Origin of the sequence: Nostoc sp. DedSLP04, from assembly GCF_034530775.1 — a bacterium.
In the GTDB taxonomy this organism is placed as follows: Bacteria; Cyanobacteriota; Cyanobacteriia; order Cyanobacteriales; family Nostocaceae; genus Nostoc.
The window spans coordinates 1-22,520 of the sequence record NZ_JAVRCL010000067.1 but is presented as its reverse complement, the minus strand read 5'-3'; the positions used below and the strand labels follow the sequence as shown (position 1 = coordinate 22,520).

The 22,520-nt window shown below is 41.7% G+C and carries 19 protein-coding genes and 2 pseudogenes; 10 read left to right on the top strand and 11 right to left on the bottom strand.

The window, feature by feature from the left end:
* The first annotated feature begins 644 nt into the window (after nt 1–644).
* Complete coding sequence (locus tag RMX89_RS28540) at nt 645–6,083, top strand: translocation/assembly module TamB domain-containing protein (RefSeq protein WP_322691301.1); 5,439 nt, start codon at nt 645–647, stop codon at nt 6,081–6,083.
* Between the two features lie 241 nt (nt 6,084–6,324).
* On the opposite strand, the gene RMX89_RS28535 is transcribed toward RMX89_RS28540, so the two are convergent.
* From RMX89_RS28535 to RMX89_RS28510, 6 genes and pseudogenes are all read right to left on the bottom strand, one after another.
* Entirely contained in the window at nt 6,325–7,257 is a 933-nt protein-coding gene (locus RMX89_RS28535) for a polysaccharide deacetylase family protein (RefSeq protein WP_322691300.1), read from the bottom strand.
* 729 nt (nt 7,258–7,986) lie between these two features.
* On the bottom strand, nt 7,987–8,181 hold the full coding sequence (gene rpsU, locus RMX89_RS28530) for a 30S ribosomal protein S21 (RefSeq protein WP_069073011.1): 195 nt from the start codon (nt 8,179–8,181) through the stop codon (nt 7,987–7,989).
* Nucleotides 8,182–8,304: 123 nt separating this feature from the next.
* Nucleotides 8,305–8,619 (bottom strand): RNA recognition motif domain-containing protein, encoded by a 315-nt coding sequence (locus RMX89_RS28525; RefSeq protein WP_292779617.1) that lies wholly within the window; start codon nt 8,617–8,619, stop codon nt 8,305–8,307.
* 405 nt (nt 8,620–9,024) lie between these two features.
* Nucleotides 9,025–9,885 (bottom strand): 3'(2'),5'-bisphosphate nucleotidase CysQ, encoded by an 861-nt coding sequence (locus RMX89_RS28520; protein ID WP_322691299.1) that lies wholly within the window; start codon nt 9,883–9,885, stop codon nt 9,025–9,027.
* Nucleotides 9,886–9,987: 102 nt separating this feature from the next.
* Nucleotides 9,988–10,845 (bottom strand): sugar kinase, encoded by an 858-nt coding sequence (locus tag RMX89_RS28515; RefSeq protein ID WP_322691298.1) that lies wholly within the window; start codon nt 10,843–10,845, stop codon nt 9,988–9,990.
* A 127-nt stretch (nt 10,846–10,972) separates the two neighbouring features.
* Nucleotides 10,973–11,506: pseudogene (locus RMX89_RS28510) on the bottom strand (PadR family transcriptional regulator); the annotation flags it as partial.
* Nucleotides 11,507–11,848: 342 nt separating this feature from the next.
* On the opposite strand from RMX89_RS28510, the gene RMX89_RS28505 reads away from it, so the two are divergent.
* The gene (locus RMX89_RS28505) at nt 11,849–12,262 is read left to right on the top strand and encodes a hypothetical protein (RefSeq protein WP_322675346.1); all 414 of its coding nucleotides are present in this window, start codon (nt 11,849–11,851) and stop codon (nt 12,260–12,262) included.
* 65 nt (nt 12,263–12,327) lie between these two features.
* On the opposite strand, the pseudogene RMX89_RS28500 reads toward RMX89_RS28505, so the two are convergent.
* Nucleotides 12,328–12,489 (bottom strand): annotated as a pseudogene (locus RMX89_RS28500) (NAD(P)/FAD-dependent oxidoreductase); the annotation flags it as partial.
* Between RMX89_RS28500 and RMX89_RS28495 the strand changes: the two are divergent.
* Entirely contained in the window at nt 12,490–13,464 is a 975-nt protein-coding gene (locus RMX89_RS28495; protein WP_322691297.1) for a DNA polymerase III subunit delta', read from the top strand. It abuts the pseudogene before it with no gap.
* 221 nt (nt 13,465–13,685) lie between these two features.
* A complete protein-coding gene (locus RMX89_RS28490) occupies nt 13,686–14,879 on the top strand; it encodes a Coenzyme F420 hydrogenase/dehydrogenase, beta subunit C-terminal domain (protein ID WP_322675347.1) in 1,194 nt (397 codons plus the stop codon).
* A gap of 144 nt (nt 14,880–15,023) precedes the next feature.
* On the opposite strand, the gene RMX89_RS28485 is transcribed toward RMX89_RS28490, so the two are convergent.
* Nucleotides 15,024–15,383: a VOC family protein gene (locus tag RMX89_RS28485; protein ID WP_322675348.1), complete on the bottom strand. Its 360-nt coding sequence runs from the start codon at nt 15,381–15,383 to the stop codon at nt 15,024–15,026.
* A 205-nt stretch (nt 15,384–15,588) separates the two neighbouring features.
* On the opposite strand from RMX89_RS28485, the gene urtE reads away from it, so the two are divergent.
* Complete coding sequence (urtE, locus tag RMX89_RS28480) at nt 15,589–16,287, top strand: urea ABC transporter ATP-binding subunit UrtE (protein ID WP_099101646.1); 699 nt, start codon at nt 15,589–15,591, stop codon at nt 16,285–16,287.
* Here the strand turns inward: urtE and RMX89_RS28475 are convergent.
* Together RMX89_RS28475 and RMX89_RS28470 are read right to left on the bottom strand one after the other, a co-directional pair.
* The gene (locus RMX89_RS28475; protein WP_322691296.1) at nt 16,250–16,987 is read right to left on the bottom strand and encodes a hypothetical protein; all 738 of its coding nucleotides are present in this window, start codon (nt 16,985–16,987) and stop codon (nt 16,250–16,252) included. The two genes, urtE and RMX89_RS28475, sit on opposite strands and share 38 nt — an antisense overlap.
* 8 nt (nt 16,988–16,995) lie before the next feature.
* Nucleotides 16,996–18,309: a cytochrome P450 gene (locus tag RMX89_RS28470; protein WP_322675354.1), complete on the bottom strand. Its 1,314-nt coding sequence runs from the start codon at nt 18,307–18,309 to the stop codon at nt 16,996–16,998.
* 409 nt (nt 18,310–18,718) lie between these two features.
* Here RMX89_RS28470 and RMX89_RS28465 point away from each other — a divergent pair, with 409 nt between their 5' ends.
* Nucleotides 18,719–19,324, top strand: a complete 606-nt coding sequence (locus RMX89_RS28465) for a DedA family protein (protein ID WP_322691295.1) — start codon at nt 18,719–18,721, stop codon at nt 19,322–19,324.
* A 275-nt stretch (nt 19,325–19,599) separates the two neighbouring features.
* Nucleotides 19,600–20,130, top strand: a complete 531-nt coding sequence (locus tag RMX89_RS28460; RefSeq protein WP_322691294.1) for a hypothetical protein — start codon at nt 19,600–19,602, stop codon at nt 20,128–20,130.
* Here the strand turns inward: RMX89_RS28460 and RMX89_RS28455 are convergent.
* A complete protein-coding gene (locus RMX89_RS28455) occupies nt 20,127–20,684 on the bottom strand; it encodes a hypothetical protein (RefSeq protein WP_322675352.1) in 558 nt (185 codons plus the stop codon). The two genes, RMX89_RS28460 and RMX89_RS28455, sit on opposite strands and share 4 nt — an antisense overlap.
* A 284-nt stretch (nt 20,685–20,968) precedes the next feature.
* On the opposite strand from RMX89_RS28455, the gene RMX89_RS28450 reads away from it, so the two are divergent.
* The 3 genes from RMX89_RS28450 to RMX89_RS28440 all read left to right on the top strand — a co-directional run.
* On the top strand, nt 20,969–21,106 hold the full coding sequence (locus tag RMX89_RS28450) for a hypothetical protein (RefSeq protein ID WP_322691293.1): 138 nt from the start codon (nt 20,969–20,971) through the stop codon (nt 21,104–21,106).
* 19 nt (nt 21,107–21,125) lie between these two features.
* Nucleotides 21,126–21,344, top strand: a complete 219-nt coding sequence (locus RMX89_RS28445; protein ID WP_322691292.1) for a hypothetical protein — start codon at nt 21,126–21,128, stop codon at nt 21,342–21,344.
* Nucleotides 21,345–21,946: 602 nt separating this feature from the next.
* Nucleotides 21,947–22,520, top strand: a 574-nt coding sequence (locus tag RMX89_RS28440) for a filamentous hemagglutinin N-terminal domain-containing protein (protein WP_322691291.1), incomplete at its 3' end; no start/stop codon positions are given.

Sequence of the window (22,520 nt, the reverse complement as noted above, 5' to 3'; positions counted from 1 at the left end):
ATCGCCACTGCAAGTTTTAGCGATCGCATCCCCAAGTTTACCGAGTGTATAACTGCAAAATTATACCTTTCAGGACTTTTAAAATATCCTCTAATAGCACAGCCTAAGTATCAAATTTAACTTGATTAATTAATGGATAAAATTATCTGATAACTTTGCATAAACCTAAGCTTTATTCATAGATATTTTGTAAGTGTGTTCGCATATACATTTGCCTCCTGAATAATGGAAGGCTAAATCATCATTGTCATCTATACTAAGTTAGATTCTGGAAAGTTAAAGTTTATAACCAGGGTCGTATATACAGGAGCGATTATAAAGTCATTTAATCAAATATTACTGACTGTGTTAAAGATAATATCTATACCAGCAAAGTTTCCAAATCTCAAAACGAACAAAACTAACGTCTGGTGAAAAATTATTAATCGAAATAAATTCAGGAATTAGACAAAATCATGAAATAACATAGACGCACTGCAAATGCGTCTTATTGGCGCAGCCTCCCCTCGAAAATACAAGCAGCTTGCCACAAAGTTCTTGCGTAAGTCCTGATATTGTGAAACCATAAATTGTAACTTGCTGATACAACTAACTAATTTGTCTCTAGCCTCACTCCAGAAAAATTACTGGTAGTACTAACAATCATGACGCGATCGCCAAATTCAGAAAACAATCAGGAACCATCTAACCGTCGTCTGTGGCTCCTGCTTTTAGGACGTACCAGTTTGGCTCTAGGTGGGGTTTTACTAATTGGAATTATAGTTGGTGCTTGGTGGGCTAGAAACTATGTATATAAAGATTTAGCACCGTTAGTACAGCAAAATCTTGAGCAATTACTGGGGCGTCCAGTAAAAGTTGGGAACGTTGAACGTTTTTCGCTTTCTAGTCTGAGATTTAGCTCTCTATCGATACCAGCCACTCCCACCGATGCAGATCGGGTGGTAGCAAAAGCTTTGGATGTGCAGTTCTCGCCATTGCAACTTCTTCTTAGCCGAAAATTAGCATTAAATGTCACCTTAGTTCAACCCAATGTCTACATTCAACAAGATAAAGATGGTCGTTGGGTGACAGCCCAAGTTAAGGCTGGAGAGGGACAAGGTTTTATTCAAACTGAGTTGCAGTCACTTCAAATTCAAGATGGCAATGTAGAGTTAATGCCATTCACTGCACTGACTAAACCCAACGGCTCAGTCATATTAGATCGAGTTGGTGGTATTGCCCGATTTTCCGATCGAAATCAAAGGATCGGTTATGACTTCAATACTCAATTCACTAGGGGAGGCGCTGCTAAAATTGTTGGCGAAACCCAAGTAAAAGCTCAACAAACTAACCTGCAACTTTCAGCCCAAAATTTACAAGCATCCGATATCACTCGATTAATTCAGTTACCCATCGCTCTGCAAGCAGGGTATTTAAATGCTGACTTAGGAGTTCAGATTCCACCCAAACTTTCAGACATCGCAATTACGGGAACAGCTACAGCTAATCAAATCACCGCTAAAATTCAAAATATTCCTCAGCCGGTTTCTAATTTTAATGGGAAATTTCTATTTCAAGGTCAGACAGTTACTTTAGATAATCTGAGTACGAACTTTGGCAAAGTTCCGATTGTGGCTAATGGAACAATTAATACTCAAACAGGTTTTAATGTCTCTGCTCTGATAAAACCTGTTACTGCGAAAAATATCTTAGATACATTGAAAGTAAATTCGTCAGTTCCAGCTAGTGGCGAAATTCAGGCAAAAATTCAGGTAGGCGGCGCACTTGAGCAACCAGTAGTCAGCGGTACAGTAAGTAATACCAAACCGATTCAAGTTGACCGCATTCAATTTAATACCATCAACACTGATTTTCGCTTGAATGCATCTAAAACTGCATCTCAACTTACTGTCTCCAATCTGAAAATAGTCCCCGCCGCTGGTGGTGAAATTACCGGAGGCGGTCAAGCTAATTTGGGAGCTAAAGATGGAGTAATATTTAATGCTCAAGCTGATGGAATATCAGGAGATATACTAGCACGCAGCTATGGTGTTACTCTACCGATCGCAGTGGGGAATGTTTCCGCAAAAGCTCAAATTTCTGGCTCACTTCGCAAACAGCCTTTAAAACTTGATGTTTCCAATGTTCAGATAACGCCGCCAGCCGGAGGACAAATCACCGCCAATGGTCAAATTCAACTTGCTCCTCAAGGTGAAGTAGGCGTAGATATTCAAGCTCAAGGTATCCCAGGAAATGCGATCGCTCAAGGTTACGGCATTTCAACTCCGATTAATGTTGGTGGTATATCTGCGAACGCTAAAATTTCTGGTTCTTTGGGTACACCGTTAAATGTCAACGTTTCTCGCGTTCAAGCAAATCCAGATGTGGGAGGGCAAGTCACAGCTAGCGGACGAGTTCAGCTTGCACCCCAAGGTAGGGTGGCATTGAATGTGCAAGCAAAAAATATACCAGGGGATGCGATCGCCAAAGCCTACAATTCCTCACCCTCCATTACCATTGGGAATGTCTCGGCAAATGCCGATATTTCCGGTACTTTGAGCAATCTGCAAACAGTCGCGCGGGTGCAAGCGCCTAGTGCTACCTATCCCACCACCGGACGAGTTGTTGTTACCAAACAAGGAGAGAATATCGTCTTTCCCGATGCGGTTGTGAACGTCGCCGGTGGGACAATCACAGCTCAAGGTCAACTTGCACAACAACGCTGGCAAGGATCTGTCAAAACTTCTCAAATTCAACTCAACCGTTTCTCACCACAACTGCGAGGACGGCTGAATAGCAATATTCAGTTAGCAGGCACAACCCAATCTTTCCAACTTGCAGATATTCGTGCCGCCGGACAAATCAGCCTTCCCCAAGGAGTAGCGCAGCTGGCGAAACCGCTAACTGCAAGATTTCAGTGGAATGGACAGCAGATTATCGTTGAAAATGCAAGTACCGCAGGATTTACTGCTAATGGTGCGATCGCTATTCAGTCTCCCCCAACTGGCGCACCCCAAATTGCCGGATTTGATTTAAATGTACTGGCGCAGAATTTCAACCTACAAAATACTGGCTTTAAAGTTCCTGGGGACGTAGCAATAGCAGGGCGACTTGATTTTAATGGAAAAGTTACAGGAACTCCAGATGTCCCGCAAGCTAATGGGAATATCCGGCTGCGGAATTTCAATGTGAGTAACTTGGCGTTTGACCGACTTTTAACTGGAAACGTGAATTTTCAAGGCGGACAAGGAGGAAGTCTGCGATTAGCTGGGAAACAAGACCGGATTGCCCTTAACTTAGGCGCAGATTATCGTCCCACTTCATTTTTAGTTAAACGCGATGAAGCAGTTACTACGGGTAGAACTGAGGGAGATAACTTGATAATCAACGCCCAACAGTTTCCCATCGCTTTGGTTGGCGGCTTTTTACCTAACAATCAATTGAAACCTCTGGGGGGGCAATTATCGGGTAATTTAGTTGTTAATTTAAATAATTATGCCATTGCGGGAGATGTGGCGATCGCAGCACCTCGCGTTGCCAGAGTTGCAGCCGATGAATTTCGCGGCAACATCAATTATGCTGATGGTACAGCTAGCTTGGCTAATGGTCTATTGCGGATTGGCGATAGCAACATCGCTCTCAGTGGTAATGTGCAAGCAGGGAATGACCCGCAATTTCAATTCCAAGCTAATTTTGCCGAAGCGAAAATCCAGAGACTCTTACAAGCATTTAATATCTTCGATTTTAAAGACCTCAGTACCGGGTTGCAGCCTCCGACGTTAGCAGGAGCCGAAGTACTGGAAACTGAGCCTGTCAGTTTGCCGGATGCAGATTTGAAAACACAGTTAGCATATTTCTCGAATATTACAACAGCGATCGCCAAAGAACAGCAAGTAGAGAAAAAACAAACCGCATCTTTACCCAGCCTTGCAGAATTAACAGGTGCTTTAAGCGGAGCAATTACAGCCAATGGCTCGTTAAAATCTGGGTTGAATGTTGGCTTTAATTTTCAAGGTGCTAACTGGCAATGGGGTAATTATTCCATCAATCCAGTCGTTGCTCAAGGTACTTTCGCCGATGGTATCGTCACCCTTTCACCCTTGAGTGTGGGGATCGATCGAGGACTAGTGGCGTTTTCAGGACAGTTAGGAACCGAGCAAGTATCTGGAAAATTGAATGTAGCCAGTCTGCCTTTATCACTTTTAGAACCTTTTATCGAAAAATACCCCGTAGATATCACTGGTAATGTAAATGCTGACGCCACTTTAGCAGGGAGTTTGCAAGACCCCAGAGTTCAAGGGAAAGTGGCGCTAGCGAATGCGACCCTTAATAAACAACCCGTACAAACAGGACAAGTGAACTTTGATTACAACAACGCTCGCTTGAATTTTGATAGTACCTTACTCGTGACCGGAACGCAGCCAGTTGCCGTTACAGGTAGCGTACCTGCTCCTTTGCCTTTTGCCAAAGTGCAACCTGATAGCAATCAAATCAACATCGACGCCAATGTGCAAAATGAAGGATTGGCACTGTTAAATCTGCTTACCAACAATCAAGTCGCTTGGGTAGACGGTCAAGGAAAAGTAGATTTAAACGTTAAAGGTACTTTAACCGAACCAATTATCAACGGCAACGCCACATTTAATAATGCAACTTTTAGCGCTCAAGCCTTATCCGATCCTCTCACGAATGTCACAGGAACAGCACTATTTAATGGTACTACGGTAAGCGTTGAAAATATCCAAGGTAATTACAATCAAGGGCAAGTAACTGCATCAGGCATCTTGCCAATTTTTGATGCTCAACAAGCCGCAGCTAATCCCCTGACAGTATCAATAGCAGACAAACTCAATTTTAAGCTTGCAGGACTGTATGAAGGTGGTGTTGGTGGCGATGTCGTGGTTCGCGGCACAGCCTTAAAACCTGTAATTGGCGGAGAGATTCAACTGAGTGATGGTCAGGTAATTATTGGCAACTCGCCTACTACGGCTAAAAAATCAGCAGCTACAGCAGAGTCTAACACTAAGGTCATAAATCTAGATAGACAACAAGTTAACCCTAACGCCACACCGACAGCAGAGAATAACCCTAACTCAGTAGCTACAGTGGACGGAAGCACTAACTCAGTGGTTACAGTGGATGGAAGCACTAACTCAGTGGCGACAACAGACGCAAGCACTCTTCCCGCAACTCCACCCAACTTACCTGTAACGTTTGCAGATTTAAAGTTGATTTTAGGCAAAGATATTCGGGTTACAACTCAGTCCCTACTCAGCTTTGTACCAGGAGGAGCGGCATTAAGTCAGCCCCTATTGAGGTTTGACGCAACAGGCGACTTGACCATTAATGGTACATTAGCCAAACCGCTTCCTGAAGGAGTCATTCGTTTGACAGGAGGACGACTGAGCTTATTTTCCACTGAGTTCACCTTGGCGCGGGGCTACGAACAAACTGCGCGGTTTACTCCAAGTCAAGGACTTGACCCGACTTTGGATGTCCGACTGACGGCAATTGTACCGGAAGCATCAGCAAGGAACACTCAAACTTTGGAATCACCATTGTCTTCTGAAGTCAGCGATGTTTCTGTAAACAACTTTGGGACTTTACGTAGCGTTACCGTTCAAGCGAGGGTGAACGGGCCAGCTAGCAAATTGGGTGACAATCTAGAATTGACGAGCGAACCTAGCCGTAGTAAGGGAGAAATAGTTGCTTTGCTGGGTGGCTCAATTCTGGGTTCTTTCGGTCAAGCAGATGCAGGCCAAGGGCTGACTAATTTCGCTAGTTCTACCATTTTAGGTAGTTTACAAGGAACTATCACTGCGATCGGACAGGCTGTTGGTTTTAGTGAATTTCGGATATTTCCGACTCCATCGATTAATAATGATGAATCAAAAACATCAAGAGCTTCAATTCTTAATTTATCAGCGGAAGGTGTGTTTGATATTAATAAAAATTTCTCTGCATCTTTATCACGCGCTCTTTCTAGCGATGAATCTTTCCGTTTCAATGTCCTCTATCGAGTCAATGACGAAATTCTGATGCGAGGCTCAACTGATGTGGGGGATGAAAATCAACTCCAAGTTGAGTATGAAACCCGATTTTAGATTGCTGTCTTAGCATTGTCAGCCGACACAATCCCATTGTTAGTCGAAACAATCGCATTGCTGGCCAATAAACTAACTAATTACCTGGACAGGATATCACTCAATACTGTTTGTTCAAGGCAAGAGACGCAATGAATCGCCGTCTCTACAATAATCAGTCCTTTGTAGAGACGGCGATTTATCGCGTCTTTGACGAGCAATAATTTTCATCAAAAAACCTTAACCGAACCGTATTGGGATATCACTGATGATTAAGTTGTTGGTTTGGATCTTCTTGATTTATTACCACAGGTGATGCTGCTGTCTCCACACTTTTTTCTTGGGCTTGTATTTCCAGTAGTTGGGGAATTGTCACAAATTTATAGCCTTGGGCTTTTAAACCTGCGATCATTTCTGGTAAAGCCTTGACAGATTTAGAACGGTTGCCGCCTCCATCGTGCAGCAGGACAATTGCACCGGGTTTTGCATATTTCAGCACATTTTTGACCAGCCCCGTAACTGGAGGCGAATGACGTTCAGCATCTCCCGATTGTTCTGACCACATCATGACAGCGTATTTCTCGTTTCTGGCATATTCGGCTAGTCCATTATTCAGAAAACCCCCAGGAGGACGAAATAGATTAGTTTTCTCTCCAGTAGTCTTGTAGATGATTTCTGCTGTACGATCGATTTCACTAGCCGCAGTAGCTAAGTCCATGTGGCGATACCAATGATGCCATGTGTGATTACCAATTATGTGACCATCAGCAGCCACTTGCTTGGCAACTTGAGGAAAATATTTCACCATTTCCCCGATCATGAAGAATGTGGCTTTGATATCATTTTTCTTCAAGATTTCTAAAATCTGTGCCGTATTTTTGGGGCTGGGGCCATCATCAAAAGTTAGGGCAATAACTTTCTCATTCGGTTTTAGTTTCCCTTGATAAACGATTGCTCCCTGAAATGCCTTTGGCACTTCATTCATCTGCTCTGTGACTGGATTTATGTTCTGTGCATCTGCACTCATCAGCTTGTTATGACTCGCTTTAGCATTCTCGCTTTTTGGCTTGAGAATTCCCAACAAATGCTCAAATCCGCTTGTGGTTAAAAGCAAGCTGATACCTAAACTACTAGCACCAGTAACCAATATAACAATTATTATTTTCAGTAATAAAGATAATTTACGACTAGACACATTAAATCTCCTCAAATATTAGTTATTGGGGATTGGTTTCTCCCTGATGTTCCCATACCTTATATCATGCCCGCGTGATTACTTATTAAATTGGAATTACCCGGACTTGATATTATTCCTAGCCTGTTGTAATTAATATATCTACTGCTGAAAGAAAAAAGAAAACAATAAAATACCTTGAAACATTCCAGCTAAAGGATGTCTCAATTTAGTCAGTACTAATTTGCCACCCAGATACCCTGAATCAAATAACACTCAGTAAATCGATCTGACCAGTAGAGCCAGCAATGATAGCAGTATAACCGTAACCTGGAGAAATGCTAGGTAATCGTTATATCATGTGCGGATAATCGCTTACGATCAAAGTAGTGAGTGCGAAGATGAGTAATATCATGTCCGGTTAATTAGTTATAATTCCCGTAATCTATGCAGAAACGGGAAAATTCCTCTTTCCCCTAGCTAAGAAGCCCCCAGCAAGAACTGCGGGATTAATGATAAGTCTTTACCGGACACGATATTAGTTAGGGGCGCATAGCTAGCTGTAAGCCCATACTTCACGCAATTGAAAACATGTATAATTCAGTAGCGCCGAAAGTCAATACTGCGATACTACGAACAATGTTGTTTATTGATTGATGTATGCTAATTACTTGTGGCTTGCCAGTGCTATGGCAACAATGAAGAGATGTTGGCTAGATGTCAAATCGAAGGGCAAATTTGCTTGGACTTTTAATTGAAGCGAGAACGTTGTTGACGACGTTGTTTGTGCCTAGCAATTGCTTTACGCTTCTCTTTTTCTATCGGCGTCTCAAAGTGACGCTTTTTTCTCATATCTTGGAAAATTCCTGCTTTAGAAACTTCCCGTTTAAATCTTCTCAAGGCTGATTCAATACCTTCATTTTCTCCTAAAACTACTTGTGTCATTCTCATTCCTCCTTAATATGGATGAATAGTTCAAGACTAGATACCAAATAAAATATTCCAGCAGAATGGAGCCTTTGGCTTTATCTGCTGGAGACTCTAAATGTGAAATTTTCAGGAATCGACTTAGTAGCGATTGTTGTTGCGGCGGGCATTATTACCGCCACCCCAGCTACCGCGAGAGGAGTTGCTTCTTTCCTCACGAGGTTTAGCTTTGTTCACTTTCAAATCACGTCCCATCCACTCAGCGCCATCAAGTGCATCAATGGCAGCTTGTTCTTGTGTGTCTGATTCCATTTCCACAAAAGCGAACCCACGCGGCCGGCCTGTTTCCCGATCTGTGGGGAGTTGAACACGGTTTACTGTTCCGTATTCTGCAAAAGCCTGCTTTAGGTCATCTTCTGTAACCTGATAGGACAGGTTTCCGACGTAAATTGACATAGAAATCTCCGAATTCAGGGAGTGTAGAGAGTTAAATTCGGAGAGACGGTTTTTAGAAATCAAAACGAGTTACTCAACCGAAAATAATCTTTATGTCCATGAGTGTAGCACAGCATTCAGCCTTTGAATATTGTCTGATAGTGAATTTTATTCACAAATCAAACCTTTAAAGACGGTTTGCAGACTTTCTAAAGACTGGCTTTTTTTGCTTGTACTATATCAAGTTACACTTTTAATCGGAAATCGTAATTAACTCGCGATCGCCCAGATATTTAGTGTTTTCAAAATTAAGCTGTGGACTAAGAGCTAAAGATTATTATTCGTAATCAGATTAATCATACCACGATCGACTGTTTTAAAAGCAAATTAAAGCAAATTAAAAAATATTCATCATCCAGTATCCCGTTAGCTATGGTCAAATTGCGCTAAGATCCCTTCTGCTTTTTTACATAGTAGTTCGTGATATTCACCATTACTAGCTAGCAAACCTCCCCATTGATTGATATCACCAGTGTTATACTGCAATGGAGTGCCGTCGAAGTGGGTAAATTTACCACCGGCTTCTGTTAAAATCAATTCTGGAGCGGCGATATCCCAGTCTTTGGGCGCAGACTTGCCGGAAAGGGAAATGTAGATATCTGCTTGTTGCTCAACAATGGTGGCGATTTTGCAGCCTACACTACCCACAGATTTCTGATTTTGACAGGGTAAATTTTGTAGCAGATGATCTAACCGTTGGTTGCGGTGAGAGCGACTAACGACTAAGGTTAAATCCTCAATTCCTTTACCTGAAGACACTTGTAAAGGAACAGATTCGTTGCGGGTTTCTACAAATGTACCCCCGCCTTTGGTAGCGTAATATAACTTATGAGCCTCTGGTACTGCCACCACTGCCAACACTGGGCGTGTTTCCTTGACTAAAGCAATGTGAACTGCATAGTCGCCAGTTTTTTTGATAAAATCTCGCGTGCCATCCAAAGGGTCAATTATCCATACCCAAGGGGCAGAAGCCTGTATACCACTACTTGACGATTGATAAGTTTCTTCGCTGATGTAAGCAAAATCTTCGTTACCCAAAGTTGCTTGTAGCCTCTGCAAAATGTATTGACTTACAGCTACATCGGCAACAGTGACAGGCTCATTCTGCTTATATTGGATTTCTAAATCAGGGTCTTTTGCTGTGCCGTGGTAATACGATCGCAGTATATCTGCTGCGCCCCAACCTACCTCACGAGCGATCGCTAATATTTCTTGTAAATCTTTCATTAATTTGGCCTATTTAAAAATATGCATAACGTGATTAGGGGCGCACAGCGATACTTAGTTTAACTAATTACAAATTACGAATTACGAATTACGAATTACGAATTATCTTAAATCCATCCAGCGCCGAGTACCAAAAAATTTACAGGAATCAGCAGCAATATTAGCTGCCAGTGCCAGTGCATCAGTAAAGCTTTGGCTTAAAATGTAATGACAAAAAGCACCGTGGAAAATATCTCCAGCCCCTAACGTATCAACTGCTTGAATCTGCGGCACATCTACGATACCAGTTTTAGTGCCACTCAAGTATTCAATTGGTTCTTGTCCGTGGGTAATGGCGATATGAGGAATGTCAAATCCACTGAGATAGCTAAATACGTCTTCTCCAGTCTGGCAGTTGGGGGGATAAAAATTAGCTGAACAGATAGCGTAATCTACAAACGGTAGAATTTGCTCAAATCCAGGCTTCCAACTACCACCATCGATCGCTACTCGGATATTATTGGCTTTAGCCATTTGAGCTATGGAATCACCAACCACCATCTGATGTCCATCAATCAGTACGATATCGACATTCTGCAAAATATCTGGCGGGATAGAGGCGCTGCTAGCTTGAGTTTTGACAGCATTGATCGAAACCACAGCGCGTTCACCTGTAGCTTCAGTGACAATAATCGAAGATACAGGCGGTACTAAATCAATGGTAGGCTCAAGGTCTGCGATCGCAACTTTGTAATTTGCCAAGTCATCTCGAATCAGCTGCGTCATTGGGTGAGAACCCACTACACCTAAGACTGTAGCCTGATTTCCTAAATAATTGAAAGTTACAGCCGCGTTTGTTGCTGGGCCCCCTGCCGCTACAGTATAGTCAGTAGCGACAATCTTCTGATTATTCTTAGGGGGAGAGTCAGCAAGGTAAATCAAATCTAAAGTTACTAAACCTACAAATAATCCACGATTCATCTGCTCTTTCGTTCAAAATTCAATTGGAGAATTCTGGCTCACTTCGACTCCTTTCGACTTCGCTCAAGGCAAGTCGCTCAGTGACCTCCTGACTCCTGAATTCTTTCTTGGTAAATGGATATGGCTCTTGGCGACTGACAACTTCGATTACTGTCTTTAACCAATCAATATAAGTTTCTTCTCTTCGGATGATCAACTCCAGCACCAGCCTTTGCATCACCTGGTTGCGGTTGGCAGATTCATCACCGATTGATGGCAAATCGATGGTTTCACATTCAGCCAGCTTTTTGCTTCGAGCCGCTAATTGTTGCTTTAGTAGGTCAATGATGGTTTCATTCGACAACTGATCTGCAAAATGCAACTGGACGAGTAAAGGTTCTCTGATAGTCGGTAAGGGCTGATGAATCCCTAGCCATCGCCTAAATTCCGCTTTCCCTAGCTCCGTCACACTGTAGACTTTGCGGTTGGGGCGATCGTGTTGAATCTCAATGTTACAGGTAATCCAGCCTTGCTCAACTAGCTTATCGAGAGTTCTGTAAATTTGTGCCTGATCTGCTGGCCATAAATGGGCAACGCATTGATCGAAGCAGCTCGTTTTGAGGTCGTAGCCCGTCATTTCTTGCTGCTGAAGAAGACCTAAAATTACATTTGCTAGCGACATGAAGATGGTTTTCCCATAATTGATATTTTCTCGCTCGGTTCTACACTGTGTACTTCTTATAATTTTATGCTAATATATGATTAATCAGATATAAGATATAACGGATATAAAAAGATATGCTCATTATAATGCTTCTTAGCAAGGAAACCAAATAGATAAAAAACTTCATTCACCAGGGCATGGGGAAGAAGAAAAAAATAGGTTAAAGGTTACAGGGTACAGATTATTCCCTATCACCTGTTATCTATCACCTCTTTCCTAATTCCATCCCAATGCCCAATTCTCAATGCTTAGAAATTATTTAAGCCATTGAAGACTATTGTAACGAGAGGATAAGTAACATTGACTTCTAACACACTTACAGAAAGAATACGTCAGCATCAATATCTGCGTGATTTACGAAACAAATTACTCCACCTTCACAAGATGTTGCTGGAGACAGAACGCATTGCCTACGAACAGATTAGCGGACGAGTATCAAGTGCAGAACTTCTTCAGCTAGTTATCGCTCACGAACAATTTGCTTGGCTACATCGCATTTCTGAGATGGTTGTGCAAGTTGATGAAATGCTCCAAGCAGATGAACCGATATTGTTGGACGATTTCCAAAAATTGATTGCTGATGCCCGTACACTCATTGTACCGTTAGAGACCGGTAATACCTTTGAGAGAAAGTATTACAACGCTCTCCAGCGCGAACCTGGTGCTGTGTTGGCACACGCGGAGATATCCAAATTTCTCACGTCTAAGGTTTGATTGCTAATTTACCCAAACAGTGCTGAGTATAAAAGTAAGAATCGTACTCAGCACTTGGGCACTCATTAACCAACTGCCACCAAAGGCTGAGGTATTTCAGCTTTATGCCATACCGATTTCCCTGTCAGCAGTTCTACAACATCCATCCCATTCCCAATCACACCTGGTACACTCGGATATCCGGCACTTGCTCCGACGAAAAACAGGTTAGATAACTCTGTCGTATAATGACTAACGATCCATTTGCACCAGTTATCGGACAACAGCAAGCCATAGAATTACTCACTCAGGCTGTCAGACAAAACCGGGTTCCTCCAGCCTACTTATTTGTGGGGCCAGATGGTGTAGGCAGGAGTTTAGCAGCCAGATGTTTTGTGGAATTGCTATTTTCTAATGGGATGGGAGTTACTGCATCTTTACAAAACCGTTTGCGTCAGGGGAACCATCCAGCTTTATTGTGGGTGGAACCAACGTACCAATATCAGGGACAACGATTAACAGCAGCAGAAGCAGCCGAAAAAGGACTCAAGCTTAAGGGATCACCTGTAATTCGACTAGAGCAAATTCGGGGAATTACCGAGTTTTTAGGTCGTCCGCCCTTAGAAGCGCCGAGAAATGTGGTAGTGGTGGAAGAAGCGCAAACAATGGCAGAAGCCGCAGCCAATGCTTTACTTAAAACCTTGGAAGAACCGGGACAGGCGACATTAATTTTAATTGCACCGACACTTGAATCTGTGTTGCCGACTTTGGTATCACGCTGTCAACGCATTCCTTTTTATCGCTTAAATGCACAGTCTTTAGCTGTTGTACTCACACAAACAGGTCATCAGGAAATTTTGTCAAATCAGGCAGTATTGAGCATAGCAGCTGGTAGTGCGGGAAGTGCGATCGCATCTTACAAGCAATTACAAGCTATTCCTGATGAGTTACTCGGAGACTTGAAAAAAGCGCCTAAATCTTACCGTAACGCCTTAGAGTTAGCCAAAAAAATTGATAAGGATTTAGATACAGAAGCACAACTGTGGTTAGTTGATTATCTTCAGCAATTTTACTGGCAGCAGTGGCATCAACCTAGTATCATTAACCAGCTAGAAGAATCTCGAAAATACTTGCTTGCTTACGCTCAACCGCGACTAGTTTGGGAATGTCTGCTTTTATCTGTGTATCAAAAATCAAATTCTATTTCTTCTACTCATCGCTGAGTGCGATTGTATTTCTATAGTTCCTCATCAAAGCCTCAGTACAATATTTAATTAATTCGTAGCAAAATAAATTAGGTAAAAACTCTGCGTTACTTTGCGTTTACTTTGCGTCCCTCTGCGTTTCAAAATATTACAATGTCTAGTTCATCCTCTATCGTCAAGTTCATAGCGAGTGAAGGTATTGTAATAAAAGCGATTCCTGGATAAAACAAAAAGTTTATATGACCTCAGTTTCTCCTCACAAAAAAGCCAGAGCCTTAAAACCTACTAGCCGCCGCCCAGCCAAAGAACTCTGTAGCGAGTGTGGGCTATGCGATACATATTATATTCACTATGTCAAGGAAGCTTGCGCTTTTATTAATCAGCAAATAGGCGAACTTGAAGAAGAAACACACACGCGATCGCGCCATCTTGAAAACCCCGATGAACTCTACTTTGGCGTTCATCAAGACATGATAGCGGCCAAGAAACAGCAGCCCATCGAAGGCGCACAATGGACGGGTATTGTGAGCAGCATTGCCATTGAAATGCTGAATCGCGGCTTAGTTGAAGGTGTAGTCTGCGTGCAAAACACCAAAGAAGACCGCTTTCAACCGATGCCCGTCATCGCCCGGACTCCAGAAGAAATACTAGCAGCACGAGTAAATAAACCAACACTTTCTCCGAACCTTTCCATATTAGAACAGGTGGAAAAATCGGGAATGAAGCGGCTGTTGGTAATTGGTGTTGGTTGCCAAATTCAGGCATTACGAGCCGTAGAAAAACAACTTGGTTTAGAAAAGCTGTATGTTTTGGGTACGCCCTGCGTAGATAATGTTAACCGCGCCGGACTGCAAAAATTCTTAGAAACCACCAGCCGATCGCCTGATACAGTTGTGCATTACGAATTTATGCAAGACTTTCGGGTTCACTTCAAACATGAAGATGGCTCATCAGAAACCGTGCCTTTCTTTGGCTTGAAGACTAACAAACTCAAAGATGTGTTTGCCCCATCCTGTATGAGTTGCTTTGATTACGTCAACTCCCTAGCCGACTTAGTTGTTGGTTACATGGGCGCAGCCTTCGGCTGGCAATGGATTGTAGTTAGAAATGACACTGGTAAGGAAATGCTAGATTTAGTGAAAGACCAGTTAGACACCCAACCAGTAACGTCTAAAGGCAACCGAAAAGAAGCCGTACAACAAAGTATTCCCGCTTACGATAAAGGCGTTACCCTGCCGATGTGGGCAGCAAAACTGATGGGTGTGGTAATCGAAAAAATCGGCCCCAAGGGTCTAGAATATGCGCGATTTTCCATTGATTCTCACTTTACCCGGAATTATTTGTATGTAAAGCGAAATCATCCAGAGAAATTAGAAGCGCACGTTCCAGAGTTTGCCAAGCGTATTGTGGGGCAATATAAATTACCAGAATAGAAGAGGGATTGGGGACTGGGGATTGGGTATTGGGGATTGGGCATTGGGCAAAACAGTGTTGAGTAATGAGTAATGAGTGCTGAGTTAGGAGTTATTCTCCCCCTGCTCCCCTGCTCCCCTGCTCCCCTGCTCCCCTGCTCCCTCTCACTGCTGACTCAACTCGATAATATTCCCATCCGGGTCTTGAGTGAACAGGGCAGCGCGACCGGAAGCGCTAGCTTGAATGGGATAATTATGATTGAGGAATTCCTGTTTGGCGGCGTTTAAGTCAGTTACAGTGAAGGCGACGTGGGGATTACGTCCCCATTTTTGGTTTGGGTTTTCCGTGGGGACAGTGGTTGAAACTATCAGGTGAATTTGATAGTCACCGACTTGATACCATGCACCAGGGTAGTTTAGAGAACGATCTATTTTGGATAATCCCAATACTTTGCCATAAAAATGTTCAGAGCGTTCTAAGTCAGTCACAAGAATCGCTGTATGGAGACTTTGAGTAATCTGCATTGTTAATAAGATGTTAGTAAGATGTGATCGCGTTTATTTAGATTTTGGCGTAGTTTGAACTCTTTCGATGAGCTAAAGCATCATCTAAAATATCATTAATTGCATTTGCAATCAGCTATCATAAGGAGTTAACCAGATATTTATTAACAGAGGAATCGCCAATTAGAGACTTGATATCAAAACTAAACAGTTAAAAGTTCTTTATATGCTCAAAATTTCTAACCTTAACGTTTATTACGGCGAAAGCCATATTCTCCGCAACGTAGATTTGAGCGTACCATCTGGGCAAATGGTTTGCCTAATTGGACGCAATGGTGTCGGAAAAACTACCTTACTCAAAACTATCATGGGTTTACTCAAACCCCGCAGCGGTACTATTAATTTAGCTGAAGAATTAATCAACTCCAAATCTCCAGACCAAAGGGCAAAGTTGGGAATTGGTTATGTCCCCCAAGGACGAGAGATTATCCCTCGGTTGACAGTTAAAGAAAATCTACTGCTGGGGTTGGAAGCTAGACGCAAACCAGTAAAAAAAGCAGAAATTTCAGAGGAAGTTTTTAGTTTATTTCCGGTGTTAAAAACCATGCTTTCGCGGATGGGTGGTGATTTAAGTGGAGGACAGCAGCAACAATTAGCGATCGCACGTGCTTTAATGGGAGAACCTCAATTACTCGTTTTAGATGAACCCACCGAAGGTATTCAACCCTCCATCATCCTAGAAATTGAAGCCGCAGTCCGTCGTATCGTCGAGACCACAGGTATTTCGGTGTTATTAGTAGAGCAACATTTACACTTTGTCCGTCAGGCGGATTACTATTACGCTATGCAAAAAGGTGGTATTGTCGCCTCCGGTTCCACCACCGAACTCAGCCAAGATGTGATTCAGCGCTTTTTAGCTGTTTAATTTTTGATACTTCTATATCAATTGTGTCGGCAGCAATCAAGTCTGCCGCTTCTTGTAAAAGCTGATGTTGTTCCTTTTGAATTGCTTCCAAACGACTAGAAATTTCTGCTAATCGTTGTTGTTTATTTGGTTGAAAACTTTCAGGTAGTAAAGGCGCATTATCAGTTGTTTTGGTACTTGTGATTCTTTGAACGGCAAAATTTCCAACTTTAGTTAAGGATAAAAAACTAACTTTAATCAAAGCCTGAAGCAATTTTAATGGAACTTTGAGTATTGACCAACTAGCTGTTTCAATTAAGCGGACAATTGCTTTGATGATGCTCCAAAGTAGAGCAAGTGCAAACAGCAAAATTACTACACTAATAATTGGGTGATTAGCTCCCCAACCTAGTATTTGAACTAACCGAAAAAATATCGGATGTTGTGTCAACCAATCACTTACAGAAGATGCGATCGCATCTTTAACTGCGCCCGATGTTGTACTCTTAAATTTATCAGCAGTTTGCCAAGTTTGCTCTAAACTTGTTGTGACTGTATCAATTGCTCTATCAGTTGTAGTAGTGGCTGTTGTCTTCAAAGACTCACCAGCTTGTTGCGCTGAGTTACTTAGAGAGTTAACGCCCCCGCCCACAAAATCTTTCACACTTTGCAAGCGTTGTAAAACTCCGTTAGGCAAATGTATGTTTATTTGGGATGTCATAAAACATTTTACCGAGGTTGAAATCTAACCCGCAATCCATCTTTCGGGCGATTAGTGGGAACTACAACTTCCTCTAAACTTTGATTGGGTAATATCTCCCAATGATAATTGCGTAGAAGATGAGCAGCAACAATCTTCATTTCCATTTTGGCAAAGGCTAGGCCAATACAGATGCGCGGCCCACCGCCAAAACCAACTAAACTAAAAGGATACTTTTTGTTTTCTTGGCGCTGGGGACTGAAACGGTCTGGCTCAAATCGGTCTGGTTCAGAATAAATTTCTTCAATTCGGTGAGTAACTCCAATTGAATAGTATAACTGCCAACCAGCAGGAACGTGATAACCTTTAAACTCAAAGTCTTTAATCACACCACGAAACCCGCCTCCGACAGGTTGATGCAATCTTTCAACTTCCCACAAAACCTGCTCTAAATAGGGCATTTTCCCTAATTGTTCTAAATCCAAATTACCTTTACTTGCAAGTTGCAATTGTTCAACTCTTGCTTTTTCGAGTACTTCTGGATGACGGGCTAACTCTACACCCAACCAAGTCAGCATCGAAGTAGTAGTTTCATGTCCAGCAAATAGTAATAGTAACGCCTGAGCGATGAGTTCTTTTTCACTCATCCGGTTCCCTTCTTCATCTTGGGCTTGCACTAATAAACTCAGAGCATCTTTTGTCGGATTTTGCTGACGTTCTCTAACAACTTCAGTTAGATGCTCTAAAATCTGATTACGAGCAGCTATAGCTTTACCAAATGTTGTAAATGGCAAGGGCAACGGATTAATCGCAAACAGTCCATTTGTCATGGCTGCAAACAATTTGCTAAAACGCACACATTCAGGGCCAGGACGCGTACCCAACAACAATTGACTGGCAATATCAAACGTCAGCTGTTTAAATTCTTGGAACCAAGTAAATTCCTGCTGCTTCTCCCACTTTTGCAGATAACTACGTGTAATATCTTCCATTGTGGAGACATAATTCGCCAATGCTGGGCCATGCAATGCTGGCATCATCAAGCGACGGTTTCTGCGGTGTTCTTCTCCATCTTGCAGAAAAAGTGATTCACCCAGTAATGTCTTGAAATTATCAGGCCATCCCTCGCGCCAAGAAAAATTCTCCATTTGGCTTGACAAAACCAACTCTAATGCTTCCGGCCCGACCATCACTACAGTCGGTCTGCCAAGAAGATGAGTTTTGAAGATGGGCCCATACTGGCGATAGCGCTTTTTAGCGAAATTGCGGTCGAAAATAAAGGAGGGTGTTTCACCTAATACAGGTATACCAAAGCTTCCAGGAGGAAATTGCTGACTTTTCATATCTCTAAGGGTAGCTATAAAAAAGTTAACACGATATTCCAACTCTGCTGCGTTAGCAAAGCTCGCCGTAGGCATCGCAGTACCCCAAAATATTCTTAGTATAGTAAGGGACTGGGGACTGGGGACTGAGGATGGTGGGGCCCCTGAAGGGGATAAGGGATAATGGGGACTGGGTGAAAAGTCTTTTTGTATCTAAGTTTTATCATCTGTTGATGTCTTAATGACTAAGGCTTTTGCTATACTTTCAAATGTCTTTGTTTCTTGCACCAATAACTCAAAACCTGTCATCTGTCATTACATTTCTTCAGATGACATAATAAATTTACAGAAATTTAATATTACTTTTTATTCAATAAAATTGCTGAACGTTAAGATGTTGTGGATCTATTGAAAGAAAAGTAAAAATTCTATGCATCTGGATTTGCCACAACTGATTAAATCACTTGGCTATTTTGGGGTCTGGGCGATTGTCTTTGCTGAATCTGGCTTGTTGATTGGTTTTTTTCTGCCTGGGGATAGCTTATTGTTCACTGCTGGATTTGTCGCATCTCAGAATTTATTGAACATTTGGGTTCTGATAATTGGTGCTTTTATTTGTGCAGTCTTAGGTGACAATGTTGGCTATGTGACTGGGCATAAATTTGGCAGAAGATTATTTAATAAGGAAGATTCATGGCTGTTTCATAAAAAACATCTTGTGAAAACTCAGAACTTTTATCACCAGCACGGTAAAAAAACGATTGTCTTGGCACGCTTTTTACCCATTGTACGCACTTTCGCGCCCATCGTGGCTGGGATTGGTGCAATGCATTATCGCACATTTATGTCTTACAACTTAATTGGTGGCTTTATTTGGACATTCGGCATTACCCTATTAGGGTTTTTCTTAGGAAAATCTCTGCCACCTGAACAGGTAGATAAGTATTTGTTACCGATTATTGGATTAATTATAGTTATTTCTTTAGTACCATCGATTCTTCATTTCGTACAAGAAAATAGAGCAAACAAAAGTTGAAATATCTTTGGTATTTTGTGTAGATATAATGACCGAATAATTCGTAATTCATAATTCATAATTCGTAGTTAAAAATTTATGAATTATGAATTAATTATTAATTAATGAGATTGAGGGTACAAGCTCCTAATTTTAATTATGAAAAAGAAAAAGTTTATTCCTTTTTCAAGCCTCTCCATTCATGGATGGGGTAACAATTACGAATTACGAATTACGAATTACGAATTGGAGCAAAGCGACTTGACACATAAACATCAGAGTTTGATAATACCCTCATGACTTCCTTAAACATCAACCTGTATCTGTTCCTAGAAAATCTCCTCTTTTTCCTTATTGCCACACTTTTTATTGTAGTTGTGAACTGGGGGTGGAAAAACACAAAGCCTTATACTCTACCTTTACCATTTCCCGGTTGGTATAAAATCTGGTTTGGCTCGGTACAACTGCTAGCAATAGTGCCGCCCTTAGTGGTCATGTTATTGTGGGGTGTATGGTGGGGCGATCGCACGGTGTTAACTGTGCTTGCTTGGTATTTTATCGTTTTAGGGTTGCAAATCATTTCAGAAAGAGTGACACTCAGGCAGTTGCAAAATGTTGTCTGGGTGATGGTTCCTTATATATATCTGCCTTACCGCTTCTGGCAGTTGTATGAGGGTTTGACACTTTTGGATTCTACAAGCGAGTTGCAGTGGGTACGATATGTATTGATTTTTGAATTGGTGATGTGGATTGTTAACTACGCTATAGATGTATCTCAATTGCCGCGGCTGTTTCGTTGGGAAGTACAATCAAATGACGCTAGCTAGGGATTAATCGCAGAATTAGCCATTTTTACTAAAGAAGTGCGATCGCCTGCTTTCAATCCAAAAACATATTGCACACCCTGTTGTCTCCAAGTCAAGGTAGCATCTGAGCAACCAGCACCACAAGTAAAATCTACAAAATAGCCAGTAATTCCCTTAGCTAAGGATACACGTTTCCCAGTCAGGCTGGGTGTTTTGCGGGTTACGGCTTCAGCAGAAACAACGCCTAAACGACAGGCAGAAGCACCATTACAGTCTGGACTATAACCCAGTAAAATATCATACTTTTTTTGCGTAGCAGCTTCTATAGTTGCGTAAATTGGATTTTCCCCATCCGACTCAGGAATAAACTTCGGTAAAAGAATCCGAATTTGAGTTTTTTGCTTTAATTTAGGCAGAATAGATTTAAAAACTGGGTTTGGCTGAGTTTTACTCTGCTGTGCTATTATTTGGGACTGATTGTTTATATTGGCTATAGCTGACTTGTGAAAACTGCTGACACTGACTAATAAAAATATGGCACACACAGCACTGGTATTTTTAAAGCTTAAAATCATCTTGAAAACCTTTTTCATCTAAAGTATTTATTTGTAATACCCAGTTTGAGTATAAAACTACGCATTTAACAGATAAAGCGATCGCTGGGAATAAGAAATACAAAATTACGCCGTATGATTGCAACACGAGCTTAAATCATCAGCTAAACTGAAAGCGCTTTCTTTATCAACGTCATAACCGGAATCAACTTAGATAACTTCGTTTAGGGACTGACAAATAAAAAAATATACAACTTTTCTTGTGGGGTGGGCGTCTCGCCCGCCCTATGGACTGGGCGGGCAGGATGCCCACTCCACAATATTGGATAATTTATTTCTTGGAATTCCCTTATTGGTTGTGGAAAATTAATCCTCAAGGATTTCAGCAAGTGTGTCGGCAACTTCCCCAAAAAGTGCAGCAAATATGTCCGGCTGGGAAATAGGTTATACAGAAATATTCTAATGTTGATGAGAAATGTTCCAGCATTGATGAGGAATATTGCAATGTTGGTGAGGAATATTGCAATGTTGATGAGGAATATTGCAATGTTGGTGAGAAATATTGCAATGTTGATGAGAAATGTTCCAGCATTGATGAGGAATATTGCAATGTTGACAAGAACTACTTGTACATTGAGAGTGACGGAGAAAAAAGTGGCGATCGCTAATGGGTTAATCTAGGTTAGCGATCGCAGTATAAGCAACTCTGTATCACATATTGGAGTATTTTGCAAAATTTTGTTTCTCTCTGTGTTTATAAGGGGAATGTTTTTAAAGGTACTCAATTTTTTTAGAAATAAAGAGATTAAAAAAGCTTTTGCCAGTTTATTTCCGCCGTGCTTTACTAGGTGTTACACCTATTCATTTAAGGCAAAGGTATTCGGATAAATCTTCCATCGCCTTATTGGTACGCGAGCAGTAGTTTTACTGTTGCCGATGAGTTATATCATGTCCGCTTGATTGCTTATTAAACCCGAAGAACCCCACCCCGCCAAAGCTATGCTTTGTCTCCCCTCCCCGCCTGCGGGGAGGGGCTGGGGGTGGGGTGCAATGACTGTGGAAATCATAACTAATTATACGGACATGATATTACACAATATCCGACATATTCATGCAACACATCGACCTTTTCTGCTTGTTTGCGTACAGTTTTCATACCTGGAGAATGCAGAAATGCGATCGCACCATTGCAGAAAACTGCATAATTAACGAATGTTTGCTTATGTACGATCCAAGGGTGCAGTTCTATTGGATACTTAAGCAAATCGGATAAATAACACCAGATGACGAAAAACTACAGATTACACAGGTGTTTGCAGTTCGGGTTGGCAGGATTGCTGAGTTGGCTAATTGTCAGTGGCTTGACCGGCAAAACCCAGGCGCAGCCAAGTAATGCCCAACTTAACCCGGATAATACATTAAGTAAAGAAAGCTCAGTTGTCGCCCCGGTTGATGCACTCAGTGACCGTATAGAAAAGGGAGCAATTAGAGGTACAAATTTATTTCATAGTTTCCAAGAATTTAATGTAGATTCAGGAAGAAGTGTTTATTTTGCTAACCCTGTAGGAATTGAGAATATATTAACTCGCATTACTGGTAGTAATCCTTCTAATATTTTAGGGAAATTAGGAGTGGAGGGAGCAGCAAATTTATTTTTAATTAATCCCAATGGGATTTTTTTTGGTAAGAATGCCTCGTTAGATATTCAGGGTGCATTTAATGGCACAGGAGTAAATGGTGGCGGAATTACTCTGAAGGCACAGGGCAATATCTCTACTGGAGACCTTAGCTCCTACTCATATTCATTAGACTTATCCGAAAATGGTAAATGTATACGGCAAAGGAATTTCAGCGATT

What these genes read in the sequence shown, in the direction of transcription:
- RMX89_RS28540 (WP_322691301.1), top strand. Translation starts at nt 645, where the DNA reads ATGACGCGATCGCCAAATTCAGAAAACAATCAGGAACCATCTAACCGT.
- rpsU (WP_069073011.1), bottom strand. Translation starts at nt 8,181, where the DNA reads ATGACACAAGTAGTTTTAGGAGAAAATGAAGGTATTGAATCAGCCTTG.
- RMX89_RS28525 (WP_292779617.1), bottom strand. Translation starts at nt 8,619, where the DNA reads ATGTCAATTTACGTCGGAAACCTGTCCTATCAGGTTACAGAAGATGAC.
- RMX89_RS28520 (WP_322691299.1), bottom strand. Translation starts at nt 9,885, where the DNA reads ATGAAAGATTTACAAGAAATATTAGCGATCGCTCGTGAGGTAGGTTGG.
- RMX89_RS28515 (WP_322691298.1), bottom strand. Translation starts at nt 10,845, where the DNA reads ATGAATCGTGGATTATTTGTAGGTTTAGTAACTTTAGATTTGATTTAC.
- RMX89_RS28495 (WP_322691297.1), top strand. Translation starts at nt 12,490, where the DNA reads ATGACTAACGATCCATTTGCACCAGTTATCGGACAACAGCAAGCCATA.
- RMX89_RS28490 (WP_322675347.1), top strand. Translation starts at nt 13,686, where the DNA reads ATGACCTCAGTTTCTCCTCACAAAAAAGCCAGAGCCTTAAAACCTACT.
- RMX89_RS28485 (WP_322675348.1), bottom strand. Translation starts at nt 15,383, where the DNA reads ATGCAGATTACTCAAAGTCTCCATACAGCGATTCTTGTGACTGACTTA.
- urtE (WP_099101646.1), top strand. Translation starts at nt 15,589, where the DNA reads ATGCTCAAAATTTCTAACCTTAACGTTTATTACGGCGAAAGCCATATT.
- RMX89_RS28475 (WP_322691296.1), bottom strand. Translation starts at nt 16,987, where the DNA reads ATGACATCCCAAATAAACATACATTTGCCTAACGGAGTTTTACAACGC.
- RMX89_RS28470 (WP_322675354.1), bottom strand. Translation starts at nt 18,309, where the DNA reads ATGAAAAGTCAGCAATTTCCTCCTGGAAGCTTTGGTATACCTGTATTA.
- RMX89_RS28465 (WP_322691295.1), top strand. Translation starts at nt 18,719, where the DNA reads ATGCATCTGGATTTGCCACAACTGATTAAATCACTTGGCTATTTTGGG.
- RMX89_RS28460 (WP_322691294.1), top strand. Translation starts at nt 19,600, where the DNA reads ATGACTTCCTTAAACATCAACCTGTATCTGTTCCTAGAAAATCTCCTC.
- RMX89_RS28455 (WP_322675352.1), bottom strand. Translation starts at nt 20,684, where the DNA reads ATGATTTTAAGCTTTAAAAATACCAGTGCTGTGTGTGCCATATTTTTA.
- RMX89_RS28450 (WP_322691293.1), top strand. Translation starts at nt 20,969, where the DNA reads ATGCCCACTCCACAATATTGGATAATTTATTTCTTGGAATTCCCTTAT.
- RMX89_RS28445 (WP_322691292.1), top strand. Translation starts at nt 21,126, where the DNA reads ATGTTGATGAGAAATGTTCCAGCATTGATGAGGAATATTGCAATGTTG.